This window comes from Thermoflexus hugenholtzii (assembly GCF_018771565.1).
In the GTDB taxonomy this organism is placed as follows: Bacteria; Chloroflexota; Anaerolineae; order Thermoflexales; family Thermoflexaceae; genus Thermoflexus; species Thermoflexus hugenholtzii_A.
Genome location: NZ_CP076326.1, coordinates 1,613,328 through 1,627,382, shown reverse-complemented (window position 1 = coordinate 1,627,382; position 14,055 = coordinate 1,613,328). Strand labels below are relative to the sequence as shown.

Annotated in this window: 5 protein-coding genes and 1 pseudogene; 5 read left to right on the top strand and 1 reads right to left on the bottom strand. The window is 68.4% G+C overall.

The annotated features are described in order from the left end of the window. Positions 1–17 precede the first annotated feature (17 nt). Positions 18–1,094: an ABC transporter ATP-binding protein gene (locus tag KNN16_RS07445; protein ID WP_303900516.1), complete on the top strand. Its 1,077-nt coding sequence runs from the start codon at positions 18–20 to the stop codon at positions 1,092–1,094. 66 nt (positions 1,095–1,160) lie between these two features. On the opposite strand, the gene KNN16_RS07440 is transcribed toward KNN16_RS07445, so the two are convergent. After that, on the bottom strand, positions 1,161–2,525 hold the full coding sequence (locus tag KNN16_RS07440) for a right-handed parallel beta-helix repeat-containing protein (RefSeq protein ID WP_303900514.1): 1,365 nt from the start codon (positions 2,523–2,525) through the stop codon (positions 1,161–1,163). A gap of 297 nt (positions 2,526–2,822) precedes the next feature. Between KNN16_RS07440 and KNN16_RS15160 the strand changes: the two are divergent. The 4 genes and pseudogenes from KNN16_RS15160 to KNN16_RS07425 form a co-directional block, all read left to right on the top strand. Continuing rightward, a pseudogene (locus tag KNN16_RS15160) lies at positions 2,823–5,420 on the top strand (preprotein translocase subunit SecA); the annotation flags it as partial. Continuing rightward, the gene (locus KNN16_RS15155) at positions 5,403–6,893 is read left to right on the top strand and encodes an SEC-C metal-binding domain-containing protein (protein WP_369685890.1); all 1,491 of its coding nucleotides are present in this window, start codon (positions 5,403–5,405) and stop codon (positions 6,891–6,893) included. The pseudogene KNN16_RS15160 and the gene KNN16_RS15155, both read left to right, overlap by 18 nt. Before the next feature lie 1,261 nt (positions 6,894–8,154). Continuing rightward, entirely contained in the window at positions 8,155–12,777 is a 4,623-nt protein-coding gene (locus KNN16_RS07430; protein WP_303900512.1) for a GAF domain-containing protein, read from the top strand. After that, positions 12,680–14,014, top strand: a complete 1,335-nt coding sequence (locus KNN16_RS07425) for a cell wall metabolism sensor histidine kinase WalK (RefSeq protein ID WP_303900509.1) — start codon at positions 12,680–12,682, stop codon at positions 14,012–14,014. Before KNN16_RS07430 ends, KNN16_RS07425 begins: the two co-directional genes overlap by 98 nt. The last annotated feature ends 41 nt before the right edge of the window (positions 14,015–14,055 follow it).

Genomic DNA, 14,055 nt, shown 5'->3' with positions numbered 1-14,055 from the left:
CCGGGAGTGGAGACCACATGGCACGTGTGCGTCTGGAGCGGATCCGGAAGGCCTTCGGGAAGGTCATCGCGTTGCGCGACGTCTCCCTGACGATCGAAGACGGAGAGTTCTTTGTGCTGCTGGGACCCTCCGGATGTGGCAAGACGACTCTGTTGCGTTGTGTCGCCGGCCTGGAGCGGGTGGATCACGGTCGCATCTTCATTGGAGATCGAGAGGTCACCGGACTGCCTCCCCGCCGTCGAAACATCGCCATGGTCTTCCAGAGCTATGCTGTTTTCCCGCACATGAAGGTTTACGACAACATCGCCTTCGGGCTGCGCATGCGGCGGGTTCCGGAGACGGAGGTGCGGCGGCGGGTGGAGCGAGCCGCGACGATGTTGCAACTGACGGAGTTGCTCGACCGCTATCCCGCCCAGCTCTCCGGTGGTCAGCGGCAGCGGGTCGCGGTGGCCCGGGCCCTGGTGATGCAGCCGGATGTATTGCTGATGGATGAGCCCCTCAGCAATCTGGATGCGCTGTTGCGGTTGCACGCGCGGGCGGAGCTGAAACGGCTCCACCAGGAGACGGGGATGACGATCATCTATGTGACCCACGATCAGGTGGAGGCGATGAGCCTGGGCGATCGTATCGCTGTAATGCGCGAAGGAGAGATCGTCCAGGTCGACACTCCCATGCGGATTTACGAAGCCCCGGCCACGGTCTTCGTGGGCGGGTTCATCGGGAACCCGCCTATGAATTTCCTGCGCGGGGTGGCAGAGAATAACGAGGGTGGGTGGAGTTTCGTCCTGGAAGGACATCGCTTTCCCATGCCCGAGATCCCCGGGGTCGCCTCCCAACAACCCTTGTTGCTAGGCATCCGGGCGGAGCACATCCGCATCGAAGCGTCCCCGCAGCCAGGGACGCTCCCCGTCACGGTCTCGGTCGTGGAGCCCCTGGGGGCTCAGTTGCTGGTGACCGCCTACCTGGGCTCCCAGACCTTGAAGCTGACGTTGCCTACGGGACGCACGGTGGAGCCGGGTCAAATCCTCTGGCTGTCCTTCCCCCTCGAAGCGGTGCGCTGGATGGATGCCCAAAGCGGTCAGGCTCTTCGATAACCGTTCTCGGATTCGGCACGCCCTCTTTCGAATCGCCTTCTTGGTGCTCAGAGATGCGCCTTACAGTTATGGGAGGATCTCCACAGCATCCTGGCCCTCTATGGCGATCCCTTCCAGGGTTTGGCCCTGGAGCCGGGCGACCCGGTGGTCCGGCCCCAGGCCGGTGAGCTCCGACCGGAAGTAGCAGACCAGGTCCCCAATCCCATCGCCGTTGAGGTCGCCGGCCAGACTGTTGCAGCCGACCACAGGGCTCTCCCCGCCCGTGGCCCCCAAACGCAGGCGGTCCCGATCGACCTCAGCCAGCGGGGCGAAGCTCGGACCAGAGAGAAGGGCCACCGGGATCAGGGTGTGGCTGGCGGGACGGATCCGGTTGCTTGCGTCCCCCGGCATCACGTCGATGCGCACCCGCAGCAGAGGACAGGTCCCTTCCGGCGGGGCGGTCAGCCAGGGCCGGAACGCCACGTTGTCCCCCACCGCATCCCCGCCTCCCCCCGAGTTCCGCAGATCATGGCGCGGGCCGTCCTCATTCCCCCACCAGTTATACTCTGCTCGCATCACCGAACCATCCGTCGCTGTATTCCGAGCCCCCGCGCGATTGCCAACCACCTGATTGCACCGGAACACCGTCTCGATGGCCGGGAACGAGGGCTCGCTATGGAAGACCAGGGCTACCCCATTGCGGGACAGGACGTTGCGTTCCACCCGCGTGGCCGGCGAGCGGTCCACTGTGATGCCGTTCCCGGGGTTATCGTGGATCCGGTTGCCCGTGACGACCGTCCAGTAGGCGGCCCGATCGCGGGCCAGGCTCTGGACCCGGAGGGCGTGGCCGAAGACGTTGAGGATCTCGTTCTCGACGATCTCGTTGCGTTCCGCCACCCCGTTGCCGACATCCCCTCCATGCACCTCGATCCCGATATCCGCAGGGCCCGCTGGCCCCCGGCCGATGAGGCGGTTGCGGCGGACCGTGTTGCGATCGCCCCCCACCCGGATGAGCTGGTGAAGATGGCCGGGATGGGGCGGGCCAGCGGCCGTGTCCTGGATCACCAGCCCCTCCAGGACGTTGCCGTCCCCCAGGATCCACACCCCGGCCGGGTCCAGCTCCTCCGGCAGCAGGATCGTATCGGGGCTGGCATCCACCGCGGATCCGTCCACAGAGCGGACGGTGAGGTAATTCCGACGGATGGTGATCTGTTCCCGATACACCCCGGGGCAGATCCGGATCTCATCGCCATCCTCGGCCGCCTCGATGGCCGCCTGGATGCGGATGTAAGCCGGATCAGGGCCGTCACAGGAAGCGGCGGCCGCCCCCACCGTGCCGTCATCGTCCACCCAGAGCGTCCGGGCGTTCGTCCGCGGGCCTCTGGAACCTACGACCAGGATCAGGTAGGCCGCTCCCACCACCATGATCAGCGAGCACACCGTGCGCAGCATGCGCGCCTCCTGGGAGGGGTTCGAGGACCGGGAGCGCCGGCCTGTCTCCTCGAGCGATCTCTTAGGGATCTTAGAAAAACAACGGCGTTGGATCGCCGTATATCAAGAGTTAGAAATACGGCCCGGGAAGGTGCTCTCCGGGGGAGCCGCATGGCCCTTCCGTTCGGGCACCGGAGTTCCTTCTCTTCCTGCGATCCGGTTTAAACTTAAGGAAGAGCCCCGGGACCGGCCCGCGGGGCGGGCGGGGAAGGGGGCTCCTGGCTCAATTCGGATGTTCCGGAGCGCTGAGAGGAGACGATGCTCAAGCAAATCCTGGGGAAGATCCTGGGCGAGCCGTCGGAGCGCTGGCTGCGGCGCTGGGCGCCTCTGGTGGAGGCCATCAACCGCCTGGAGCCGGAGTTCGAGGCCCTGACGGACGCTGAGCTGCGGGCGATGACCGACCGATTCCGGTCGCGCATCGCCGAGGCCATCTCCCATCATCGAGAGGCCTACCGCCGGGCCCACCTCGCCTGGCTGGTGGAGCGCGACCCCCAGCGGCGCACCCAGCTCGAATACGAGGTCCGCCAGCGCCTCTCCGAGCTGCGTCAGGCGGAGGAGGCCGTCCTGGAGGAGCTCCTCCCGCAGGCCTTCGCCGCCGTCCGCGAGGCCTCCAAGCGGACCCTGGGGCTGCGCCATTACGACGTGCAGCTGCTGGGCGGCATCGCCCTGCATTTCGGCAAGGTCGCCGAGATGAAGACGGGCGAAGGGAAGACCCTGGTGGCCACCCTCCCCCTGTATCTGAACGCCCTGCTGGGCCTGGGCGCCCACCTGGTCACCGTCAACGATTACCTGGCCCGGCGCGACACCCGCTGGATGGGCCCGATCTACCACCTGCTGGGGCTCCGGGTCGGGTTGCTGCAGGCGGGGGAAGGCAACGCCTATCTGTATGACCCGGATTACACCGGGGGGAAGGAGGACTTCGCCCAGCTGCGCCCGGTCTCGCGCAAGGAGGCGTATCTCGCCGACATCACCTACGGGACGAACAATGAGTTCGGCTTCGATTACCTGCGGGACAACATGGCCTTCACCCTGGAGGCCCGGGTGCAGCGGCTGGAGCGCCCCCACCGCTACGCCATCGTGGACGAGGTGGACAACATCCTGATCGACGAGGCGCGGACGCCGCTGATCATCAGCGGGCCGGCGGAGGAAGCGACGGAGGAATACATCCGCTGGGCCCAGATCGTCCGCCAGCTGCGACCTGGGGACTACGAGATCGATGAGAAGCACCGCACGGTCCACCTGACGGATTCCGGCTACGACCGGGTGGAGCAGCTCATCGGCAAGCCGCTCTTCGACCCGGAGCGGCCCGAGGAGCTCACCCCCGAGCAGATGAAGATGATCCACCACCTGGAGCAGGCCCTCAAGGCCCAGTTCCTCTACCATCGCAACCGCGATTACATCGTGCAGGGGCGCCAGGTGGTGATCATCGACGAGTTCACCGGCCGCCTCATGCCGGACCGCCGCTGGTCCGACGGCCTCCACCAGGCCATCGAGGCCAAGGAGGGCGTCCCCATCCGTCCGGAGAACGTCACCTACGCCACCATCACCATCCAGAACTACTTCCGGATGTATGAGAAGCTGGCCGGCATGACCGGCACCGCGGCTACCGAGGCGGAGGAGTTCCAGAAGATCTACGGGCTGGACGTGGTGGTCATCCCCACCCACCGCCCGATGATCCGCATCGATCACCCCGACGTGATCTATCGCACGAAGGAGGCCAAGCACCGCGCCATCCTCCGCGAGATCGTCCGCATGCACACCCTGGGCCGGCCGGTCCTGGTGGGCACGACCTCCGTGGAGGCCTCGGACTACCTGAGCAAGCGCCTGCAGGGGGAGGGTCTGCGCTGGCTGGCCCTGGTCGATCTGGTGAAAGACGCCCTGCGGCGCGGCGAGACAGGATCGAAAGGGGAGTTCTCGGAGGAGGAGCGGGCCCTTCTCGGCCAGCCGCCGGAGCAGCTCCCCCTCGGGAAGCTGCGCTCCTGGGCGCGAAACCTGGGGCTGGACCCCGACCCGATGGCCCCGGCCAACCTGGAGCGCCTGGCCGCCCTGTGGGGCGTGGAGGACATCGATCGGTTGCGGCGGGTCCTGGAGCGGGGGATCCCCCATGAGGTCCTCAACGCCCGCCATCATGACCGGGAGGCCCGCATCATCGCCCAGGCCGGTCGGGTGGGAGCGGTGACCATCGCCACCAACATGGCCGGGCGCGGCGTGGACATCAAGCTGGGCGGGGAGCTCCCCGAGGAGGTGCTGGGGGACGTCAACCGCGTCCTGCGCCGGGCTGGCTTCAACCCCTACGAGATGACCTTCGAGGAGCGGGCGGAGGCCCTGCGCCGTCTGGATCCCTCCCAATACGGCCTGTATGGGGAGGCAGTGCGGCGCTTCCTGGAGCACATCGAGGGGGAGCGCACGGTGAAGGCCCTGGGAGGCCTCCACATCATCGGCACCGAACGCCACGAGGCCCGCCGCATCGATAACCAGCTGCGCGGCCGCGCCGGCCGCCAGGGAGATCCAGGGTCCTCCCGCTTCTATCTCTCCCTGGAGGACGACCTGCTGCGGCGGTTCGCCGGGGACCGGCTGCGGCGTTTCATGGAGCGCGTGTGGGAGGATGAGGACGAGCCCCTGGAGCACCCGTGGCTGAACAAAACCATCGAGGAAGCCCAGCGGCGGGTCGAGGGCTACAACTTCGACATCCGCAAGCATCTCCTGGAATACGACGACGTCCTCAACCGCCAGCGGGAGCTGATCTACAGCCAGCGCCTGCGGCTGCTCCTGCGGGACGATCTGCACGATGACCTCTGGGCGATGGTGGAGGCGGAGGTGGATCGCCGCCTCCGGCAGATGAAGCCCGGGGAGGGGTGGAAGGTCATCGAGTGGCTGGACAGCATCCAGCCCCCGATGGTGCTGGGCGATGGGCGCTTCCTGCCTTCTTTCGGCCTGGCGTTGCTCCTGGAGCGCCTGAAGCCGGATGGGGAGGTCCCGGCGGAGGCGATGGCGTTGTTGCAGGAGGCCGCCCGGGCGGCCGCCGCCCACTGGGCCGAGGCCGCCGCCCGCGCCGTCCAGGCGGTCGCCGATCGCAGCCACCAGGCCCTCTCCGATTGGGTGGAGACCGCCGAGCGGGCCTTCGAGGACTGGCTTCAGGAGAGCCAGGAGAGCGGCCAGGCCCCGAGCCTCCGAAGCCTCCTGGAGCGAGTGCGGGAGCTCACCGGCCTGGAGATCCGTCTGGAGGGAATGCGAGCAGCGAGGCCGGAAGAGGTGCGAGCGGCCCTGACCGAAGCGGTGCGGGAGGCCGGCCATCGGACTCTGCGGATGCAGGCCATGGCCGCCGCCGCCCGCCGGGTTGGGATCGGCTTCACCCTGAACGAGGCCGATCTTCTGGAATCCTCCTGGGAGGAGCTGGCGGAGATCATCCGGGAGGGCGTGCAGGCCGAAGCCCAGGCGCGCCTGGAGGCGCATCTGCGGGAAGCCGAGGGGCTCCTGACGGAGCGCCTGAACGGGCAACGGGATGCAACGACCCTGGCCCAGGCCCTGTGGGAGGCCCAGTTCACCCGCCAGACCGCTTTCGACGCGCGGACCCATCAACGGGTCACCTACGCCCAGGTGGTCTTCCCGCTGTCCTATCTGGCCGGAAGGCTGTTCGAGGAGATCCCGGAGGCGGAGCGAGGCCCCCGCATCCTGGAGCACCTGCACGGGGTCCTGGAGGCTCGGGAAGAGGAGCTGGGCCGGACGACATGGGCCTCCGTGGCGGATCAGCGGCCGGTTGATCTGGAGGAAGCGGCCCGTCTCAGCCTTCAGGCCTGGCTGGGAGAGGCGCGCTGGGAGGCGGTGGCGGAGGTTCCCTTCCGCCAGTGGGACCCCGCGCTTCAGGAGGAGGCCCTCCGGTTCTTCGGACGCCGGGCCTTCTCGGCGGCGGCCCGTCATCTGCTCCTCAGCCTGATCGGCCAGCTCTGGGTGGAGTATCTCACGGCCATCGAGAACCTGCGGCAGGGCATCGGCCTGGAGGCCTTCGGTCAGCGGGATCCCCTGGTCGAATACAAGCGCCGGGCCTTCGAGATGTTCCAGGATCTCCTGAACAACATCCGCGCGGAGACGGTGCGCCGGCTCTTCCTGATCGTGCCCGCGGGCCAGGCCCTGGCCCGGGAACGCCGGAGCGCCCCGGGAGCCCGGGCCCGCGTGCAGGCGGAGCCGGCCTCCCGCGCCATCGGGCGCAACGATCCATGCCCGTGCGGAAGCGGCAAGAAATACAAGCACTGCCACGGCCGCCCCGGCGCCCCGCCGCTGCCCGGAACCGCACCCTCGACCCGCTCGACCTCCGAACCCCGCCGTCGATGATCGCCGCCCGGACCCGTGCAGGGCCCCACAGGCCGATTTCAATCGGCCTTTCAGGGCGCTTGGGTGCCGGGCGTCGGCCTTCCCGCCGACGTGGAGGGTGCTTTTTCGGTCGGCGCAGGCCGACCGTCGGCCGGAGGCTTTTGCGCCGATTGAAATCGGCCTTCTGAGGCGCTTGCGCGCCGGGCGTCGGCCTTCCCGCCGACGTGGAGGGTGCTTTTTCGGTCGGCGCAGGCCGACTGTTGGCCGGAGGCTTTTGCGCCGATTGAAATCGGCCTTCTGAGGTGCTTGCGCGCCGGGCGTCGGCCTTCGCCGACGCGGGGGGTGCTTTTTCGGTCGGCGCAGGCCGACCGTTGGCCGGAGGCTTTTGCGCCGATTGAAATCAGCCTTCCAGGGCGCTTGGGTGCCGGGCGTCGGCCTTCGCCGACGCGGGGGGTGCTTTTTCGGTCGGCGCAGGCCAACCGTCGGCCGGAGGCCTTCCGAGGTCGAATTCATTCGACGCATCAGGCCGACCGTCGGCCGGAGGCTTTTGCGCCGATTGAAATCGGCCTTCTGAGGCGCTTGCGCGCCGGGCGTCGGCCTTCCCGCCGACGTGGAGGGTGCTTTTTCGGTCGGCGCAGGCCGACCGTTGGCCGGAGGCTTTTGCGCCGATTGAAATCGGCCTTCTGAGGTGCTTGCGCGCCGGGCGTCGGCCTTCGCCGACGCGGGGGGTGCTTTTTCGGTCGGCGCAGGCCGACCGTTGGCCGGAGGCTTTTGCGCCGATTGAAATCAGCCTTCCAGGGCGCTTGGGTGCCGGGCGTCGGCCTTCGCCGACGCGGGGGGTGCTTTTTCGGTCGGCGCAGGCCAACCGTCGGCCGGAGGCCTTCCGAGGTCGAATTCATTCGACGCATCAGGCCGACCGTCGGCCGGAGGCTTTTGCGCCGATTGAAATCGGCCTTCTGAGGCGCTTGCGCGCCGGGCGTCGGCCTTCGCCGACGCGGGGGGTGCTTTTTCGGTCGGCGCAGGCCGACCGTTGGCCGGAGGCTTTCTGAGGTCGAATTCATTCGACGCATCAGGCCGACCGTCGGCCGAAGGCCTTCTGGGGTCGCATTCCTTCGACGTCGCCTGCGCTGCCCGGCCCGAAATGCCCCTTCCTGGCGATCTCCCCAACGGGCTGGGCGTGGGCGCACCCAGGATCGTTGCTTGTGGGGATAATGGATAATAGAGGGGAGGGGAGCCGCTGAAGGCGCGTGCTCCGAATGTTCCCAAATACGGGGGATGGGAAATGAAAGCTCGAGGGGCACGTTCCTATGATCTGGTTCTCCGCGTGGATCTGCATGCCGGCTGGCTTTACCCCGGCAGATCCGCCCCTGCCGGATGGATCTCCGGATGGACCCCTCGTCGGCGGCTGCGGGTGGAGGAGACCATCCTCCGGCTTTCGCCTACATGGTCTGTCCTGGAGGAGACCGCCCGCACGGGCGAGCCGCGGGAGGGCTATCTCTGGCTGGCGCCGATGGCGCTTCCGTGCCGTTTCGTGGCCACGAAGGGACGCTCCCGAAGCGCGCTTCGTCTTCGGCTGGACCCGTTGATCCCTCCGGACCGCCTCGCCCGCTGGGAGGAGCTCGGCGAGCCCCTCTACGTGCTGGACCTCGAGGGCCGGATCCTCTGGGCGAACGCCGCGGCCTCCCATTTCTGGCAGCTCCCCCGATCCCAGTTCCTGGAGCGCCCGCTCTGGGAGTGGGCAAGCCTTCCTCAGCGTCAGGCCCTGGCGGAGGCCTGGGCCCAGGTCCTCCGGGAGGGCCTCCCGGTGACCTGGGAGGTGGTGCTGGGGCCGGAGGGGGAGCGCGGGCAGGCTCGCTGGCTGGCCACTCCGATCCCCGGCGGCGGCCTGATCCGGCAGACGAGCCCCGGCGCGGAGGAACGCCTCCATCGGGAGCTCTCCCAGAGCCTGGGAATGCTGGCGGAGCTGAGCGCGGAGCTCCACGACTCCCGGTCGCTGCTCGCCCGCGCCCTGCATCTGCTGATGGAGATGTGGAAGGCGGACCTGGGGGCGGCTTATCGGGTGCAGGGCCGTCGGATGAAGCTGGTGATCGGCTTCGGCGTGGGCGAGGCCTTCCCGGCTCGTTTCGACCAGCTGGAGATGGATGAGCCGACCTACGCCGCCTTCCGGGCGCATCGCTACGCCTGGTATATCGAAGATACCCGCACCGCGATCCTCGCGCCGATCACCCGGGAGGTGGTGGAGAGCCTGGGGGTTCGCACCCTGGTGATGCTCCCCCTGCTCCATCAAGGGGAGACCATCGGGCTGCTGGCCTTCGGCTATCGCTGGCCCCGACCCGCTCATCCGCTGGAGCGGGACCTGCTGACGCTCCTCAGCCATCAGATCGCCATGCTCCTGGTGATGGCCGAGCGCCTGCGCGTCACCGGCATCGAGCGGGACCGCTACCAGCAAGCCCTCGCCCAGGTTGCTGAGATCAGCCACGCGGTGGCCGGCCTCTCGAAGCTCGAACCGGAGTTGCCCCGGTTGATCCAGGAGGCCCTGGGCCGTCTCGTCGAAGGCCTGGGGTTCGCAGGCGGATGGCTGGATCTGCAGGATGGGGAAGGACAGGGCCGCTACAGCCACGGCTTGGCCCCGGAGGTCGTTGAGGAATGGATGCGGGCGCTCCCGCCGCAGACGATCGATGCGGTCCTCCGGGAGGGTCAGGCTCGGACGATTCCCTTGCCGTCCGGCACTCTGATCCTGGCCCCCCTCCGGGCCCGGGAGCAGACCATCGGCCTACTGGGCCTGAGCGCCTCGGGCTCGGGCGGCTGGCTCGCCTCCGAGCCCCGGCTGATCCTGGCCCTTGCCGACCAGCTGGGCGCGATGCTGGAGGCCGCCCGGATCACCCTGCAGGAACGCCGGCGGGTTCTGCGGATGGGCCGGCTGAGTCGGGGGATGGCGGCCCTCGCCGCGGAGACGGAGCCTGAGGGGATCCTGAGCCGGCTGGCAGCGGTCGCCCGGGAGCTCGTGGAGGCCCGACGCGCCGAGGTCTGGGTGTGGAGCGCCACAGGAGGCCATCGAGCCCGGCTGGCCGCCTCGGATCCCCCTTCCGATCCAGCCCGCCCTCCGGGGGCGATGCGCGCGGTTCTGGAAGGGGCAGGGGCGGAACCCCAGGCTATCGTCCTGGATGGGGAGCCCGCCTGGCGGATCCCCATGCGCTATGGCGAGCGATCCCTGGGGGTTCTCCTCCTCTTCCCGGAACCCGGGCGGGATCTTCCGGATGAGGAGCGGGAAGCCCTCGGCTTGCTGGCTTTCCACGCAGCCATCCTCTTTCAGAACGCTGCACTGTATCACGAGGGCCAGCGGCGGCTGCGAGATCTGGGAGCCCTGGTGGTGGGCGCCGCCCTGGCCGCCTCCACCCTGCGCACTCAGGATGTCCTCTGGCAGGCCGCTCGCCATCTCGCCGGCGTGCTCCAGGTGACCAATTGCTCGATCTCCCTCCTGGATCCCCAGGGGGAGTCCCTGGTGGTTCAGGCGGATTACACGCCCCCGGAGCGACAGGCGGAGGATCCCTCTCTGCCGGAGGTCGGCCGTCGGTATCCCCTGGCGCAGTATCCGGCCACGGCCCGGCTGCTTCAGGGAGGGGAGTTCATGGTGATCCGCATGGACGATCCGGAAGCGGATCCCCACGAGAAGGCGTGGATGCGGGAGTTCGGGTATCAGACCTGCCTGATGCTCCCGCTGTGGGTCCGGGGCCGCGCCATCGGCCTGATCGAGCTCAGCGAGGCCCGGTTGCGGACGTTCACGGAGGAGGAGATCCAGCTGGCCCGGGCCCTCGCGGATCAGGTGAGCGTGGCCCTGGCCAACACGATGCTCTATGAGGCGGAGCAGCGCCGGGCGGGGCTGCTGGAGGCGTTGAGCCGGATCACCCGGCCGCTGACGGGGGCGTTGCGGATCCCGGAGGTGTTCGAGACGGCGGCCCGGCAGATCGTGGCCGAGATGGGGATCTGCGACGGGGCCGTTCTCTTCCGGGTCAGCGCGGACCGGGCGCATGTCGAGGTGGCCGCCTCCGCCGGCCTGCTCTCGGAATACCTTCCCGCCGGGGACCTTCGGCCGATGGGCGGCGTCCTGGCCTGGAGCATCGAAAACGATGCGATCGTGCGCATCATGGACACGCGGCAGGATGAGCGCTATCAGCCCCTCGTGCCAGAGGAGATGGACCCGGTCCGCTCGCTGGCGGTCATCCCCCTCCACCTGGAAGGGATAGTGGTCGGAGCGCTGGTGCTCTTCTCGGTCCACCCTGAGACGTTCCTTCCGGAGGATGAGCCGATCTTCCAGTCCCTGGCCGATCACATCGGCCTGGCTCTGCACAACGCCCGGCTGTATGAAGACTCCCAGCAGCGGATCGCGGAGCTCACCACCTTGCAGGAGGTGGCCGCTCAGGTCACCTCCACCCTCGATCTCCATCATGTGCTCGAAACGGTGGCCAGGCGGCTGCTGGAGCACACGGGCGCGGATCGGATTTACATCCATCTCCGGGATGAGGCCGGGGAGCGCTGGCGTGGGGGGATGACGCTCGCCCGGGAAGGGGAGCTCCGGTGGGAGGTCCCTTCCCCTCGCCCCGGCGGGGTCACGGAGACCGTGTTCCGAACCGGACACCCCTTGATCATCCCGGATGCCACCGTGCATCCGCTGTTCCAGGATGCGGAGGCGCGGACGTGGGGGGTGGGGGCGGTCGCGGCCTTCCCCCTGCGTCACGCCGGCCGTCCCATCGGGACGCTCCACGTAGTTTTCGGGGAGCCCCGGCTGTTCCGCGCGGACGAGCTCCGCTGGCTGGGCACGGTGGTCGATCAGGTGGCCGTGGCCATCGCCAACGCCCAGCTCTACGAGGCCGCCCGCCAGCGCCTCGCCGAGCTGGAGATCCTGCGCCGGGCCTCCGAGATCGCCGTCCGCTCGATGGATTTCGAGACTCTGGTGGAGCAGACCCTGAAGTTGCTGCAGGAGGTGCCCGCCTTCCGCTATGTGGCCCTCTTCCTGACCGACCCGCTGGATCCCCATCTCCTGATCCGGTATCGGACCGGGGAGCGGCCGGAGGAGGCACAACGGATGTTGCGGTTACGCCTCGGGGAGGGCGTTGTCGGGCGGGCAGGGGCCACACGGGCCCCGGTGTGCGTCCCGGACGTGCAGGCCGATGCGGGCTATCTCCCGGCCATCCCGGAGACACGGGCCGAGCTGGCGGTCCCCCTGCTCGCCGGCGACCGCCTGGTCGGAGTCCTGGACGTCCAGAGCCCGGAGCCGGGGGCCTTCCGGGAGGAGCACATCCGTCTGCTCAGCGCTCTGGCCGGCCAGCTGGCCATCGCCCTGGAGAACGCCCGGCTCTTCCAAACGGTGCGTCGCCGCCTGAACGAGTTGACGATCCTGTATGAGGTGATCACCGCCGCGGCAGTGACCCTGGATCCGGACCGGGTCGTCCGCCAGGCCCTCGCGGCCATCCAGCGCACCCTGGGCTTCGAGGCGATGGAGTGCCTGCTGCTGGAGGAAGAGACGGGGACGCTGAAGAGCATCGGACATTACGGCTTCTCGGAGCAGGCCCTTCGCGTCCCTCTGACCGTCAAGCAGGGCATCTGCGGGCGGGTCGCCCGCACCGGGATGCCCGCCCTGGTGCCGGACGTGCGACAGGATCCGGACTACATCGAGGCGGAGCCCAGCACCCGGTCCGAGCTGACGGTCCCGCTGAAGATCGGGGAGCGGGTGATCGGGGTGCTGAACGCGGAGAGCCCGCGCGGAGAGCCCGCGGCCCAACGCCTTCAGCGAGGAGGATCTGCGCCTGATGACCGTCCTGGCAGGCCATCTCGCGGTGCTGCTGGAGAACGCCCGCCTCCATCGCGAGACCGCCCAGCGCCTGCGGGAGGTGACCACCCTGTATGAGTTCGCCCGCCGCATGAGCACCACCCTTGATCTGGGGGTCTTGCTGGATTCGGTGGTCACGACCTTGCGAGAGGTGCTCCGCTGCCGGGCGGCCAACATCATGTTGCTGAACCCGAAGACGGATATGCTGGAGATCCGGGCGGCCGCCGGGGTGAAGGACCGCTGGCGGCGGGAAGCCCGCCTGCGGGTCGGGGAGGGGATCGCCGGACGGGTGGTCCAGGAGAAGCGCCCGATCTACGTCCCCGACACCCGCGAAGATCCTCGCTTTGTGGTCTTCGATCCTTCAGTGCGCTCTATCCTGTGCGTTCCCCTGATCATAGGGGATCGGGCCATCGGGGCCCTCTCGGTCGATGATGACACCCCCCATGCCTTCCAGCCGGAGCACGAGCGGCTGCTCACGGTGGTGGCCGCCCAGGCTGCCGCGGCCATCGAGAACGCCCGCCTCTTCTACGAGCTGCGCATCCACGCCGAGGAGCTGCGCCGGGCCTATGAGGAGCTCCAGGAGGCGGATCGCCTGAAGGATGAGATCGTGCAGAATGTCTCCCATGAACTGCGCACGCCGTTGACGTTCATCAAGGGGTATGTGGATCTCCTGATCGATGGCTCCATGGGCCCGCTGACGGAGGCCCAGCGGGAGGCCCTGGGGATCATCGCGGAGAAGACCAATCTCCTCAACCGGCTGGTGGGGGACATCGTCACCCTGCAGCGGATCGATCGGGGGACGCTGGCCTTTGAGGCGGTGGACATCGTGGGCCTGGCCCGCATCTCCGTCCAGGGCTTCCAGCTCACCGCCACCCAGTCCGGCCTGGAGATCACCCTGGAGGACCCCGGCGGGCCGCTCCTGGTGTGGGGCGATCGGGAGCGGCTCTCCCAGGTCCTGGACAACCTGTTGCACAACGCGGTGAAGTTCAGCCCCAACGGGGGGCGCATCACCGTGCGGGTGGTGGATCGCGGAGATCACGCGGAGGTCTCCGTCCAGGACACCGGGATCGGCATCCCGCCGGATAAACTGGATCGGATCTTCGAGCGGTTTTATCAGGTGGATGGCTCCACCCGGCGGCGGTTCGGCGGGATGGGCCTGGGGCTGGCCATCGTCAAGCGGATCGTGGAGGCCCACGGGGGACGGGTCTGGGCGGAGAGCGAGCTCGGCAAGGGGAGCACTTTCTACTTCACGATCCCCAAGCCGCCGTCTGCGATCTCTGACGAGCTGCTCGAATTCCTCTTCGGGGAGTCGTAGGCCATAGCCGTCCGATCGAATCCGCTCGCGCGGGTGTCTCT

Excerpts from the sequence above, each read along its gene's own strand:
- KNN16_RS07440 (WP_303900514.1), bottom strand. The coding sequence starts at position 2,525 with ATGCTGCGCACGGTGTGCTCGCTGATCATGGTGGTGGGAGCGGCCTAC.
- KNN16_RS07430 (WP_303900512.1), top strand. The coding sequence starts at position 8,155 with ATGAAAGCTCGAGGGGCACGTTCCTATGATCTGGTTCTCCGCGTGGAT.
- KNN16_RS15155 (WP_369685890.1), top strand. The coding sequence starts at position 5,403 with ATGAAGCCCGGGGAGGGGTGGAAGGTCATCGAGTGGCTGGACAGCATC.
- KNN16_RS07425 (WP_303900509.1), top strand. The coding sequence starts at position 12,680 with ATGACCGTCCTGGCAGGCCATCTCGCGGTGCTGCTGGAGAACGCCCGC.
- KNN16_RS07445 (WP_303900516.1), top strand. The coding sequence starts at position 18 with ATGGCACGTGTGCGTCTGGAGCGGATCCGGAAGGCCTTCGGGAAGGTC.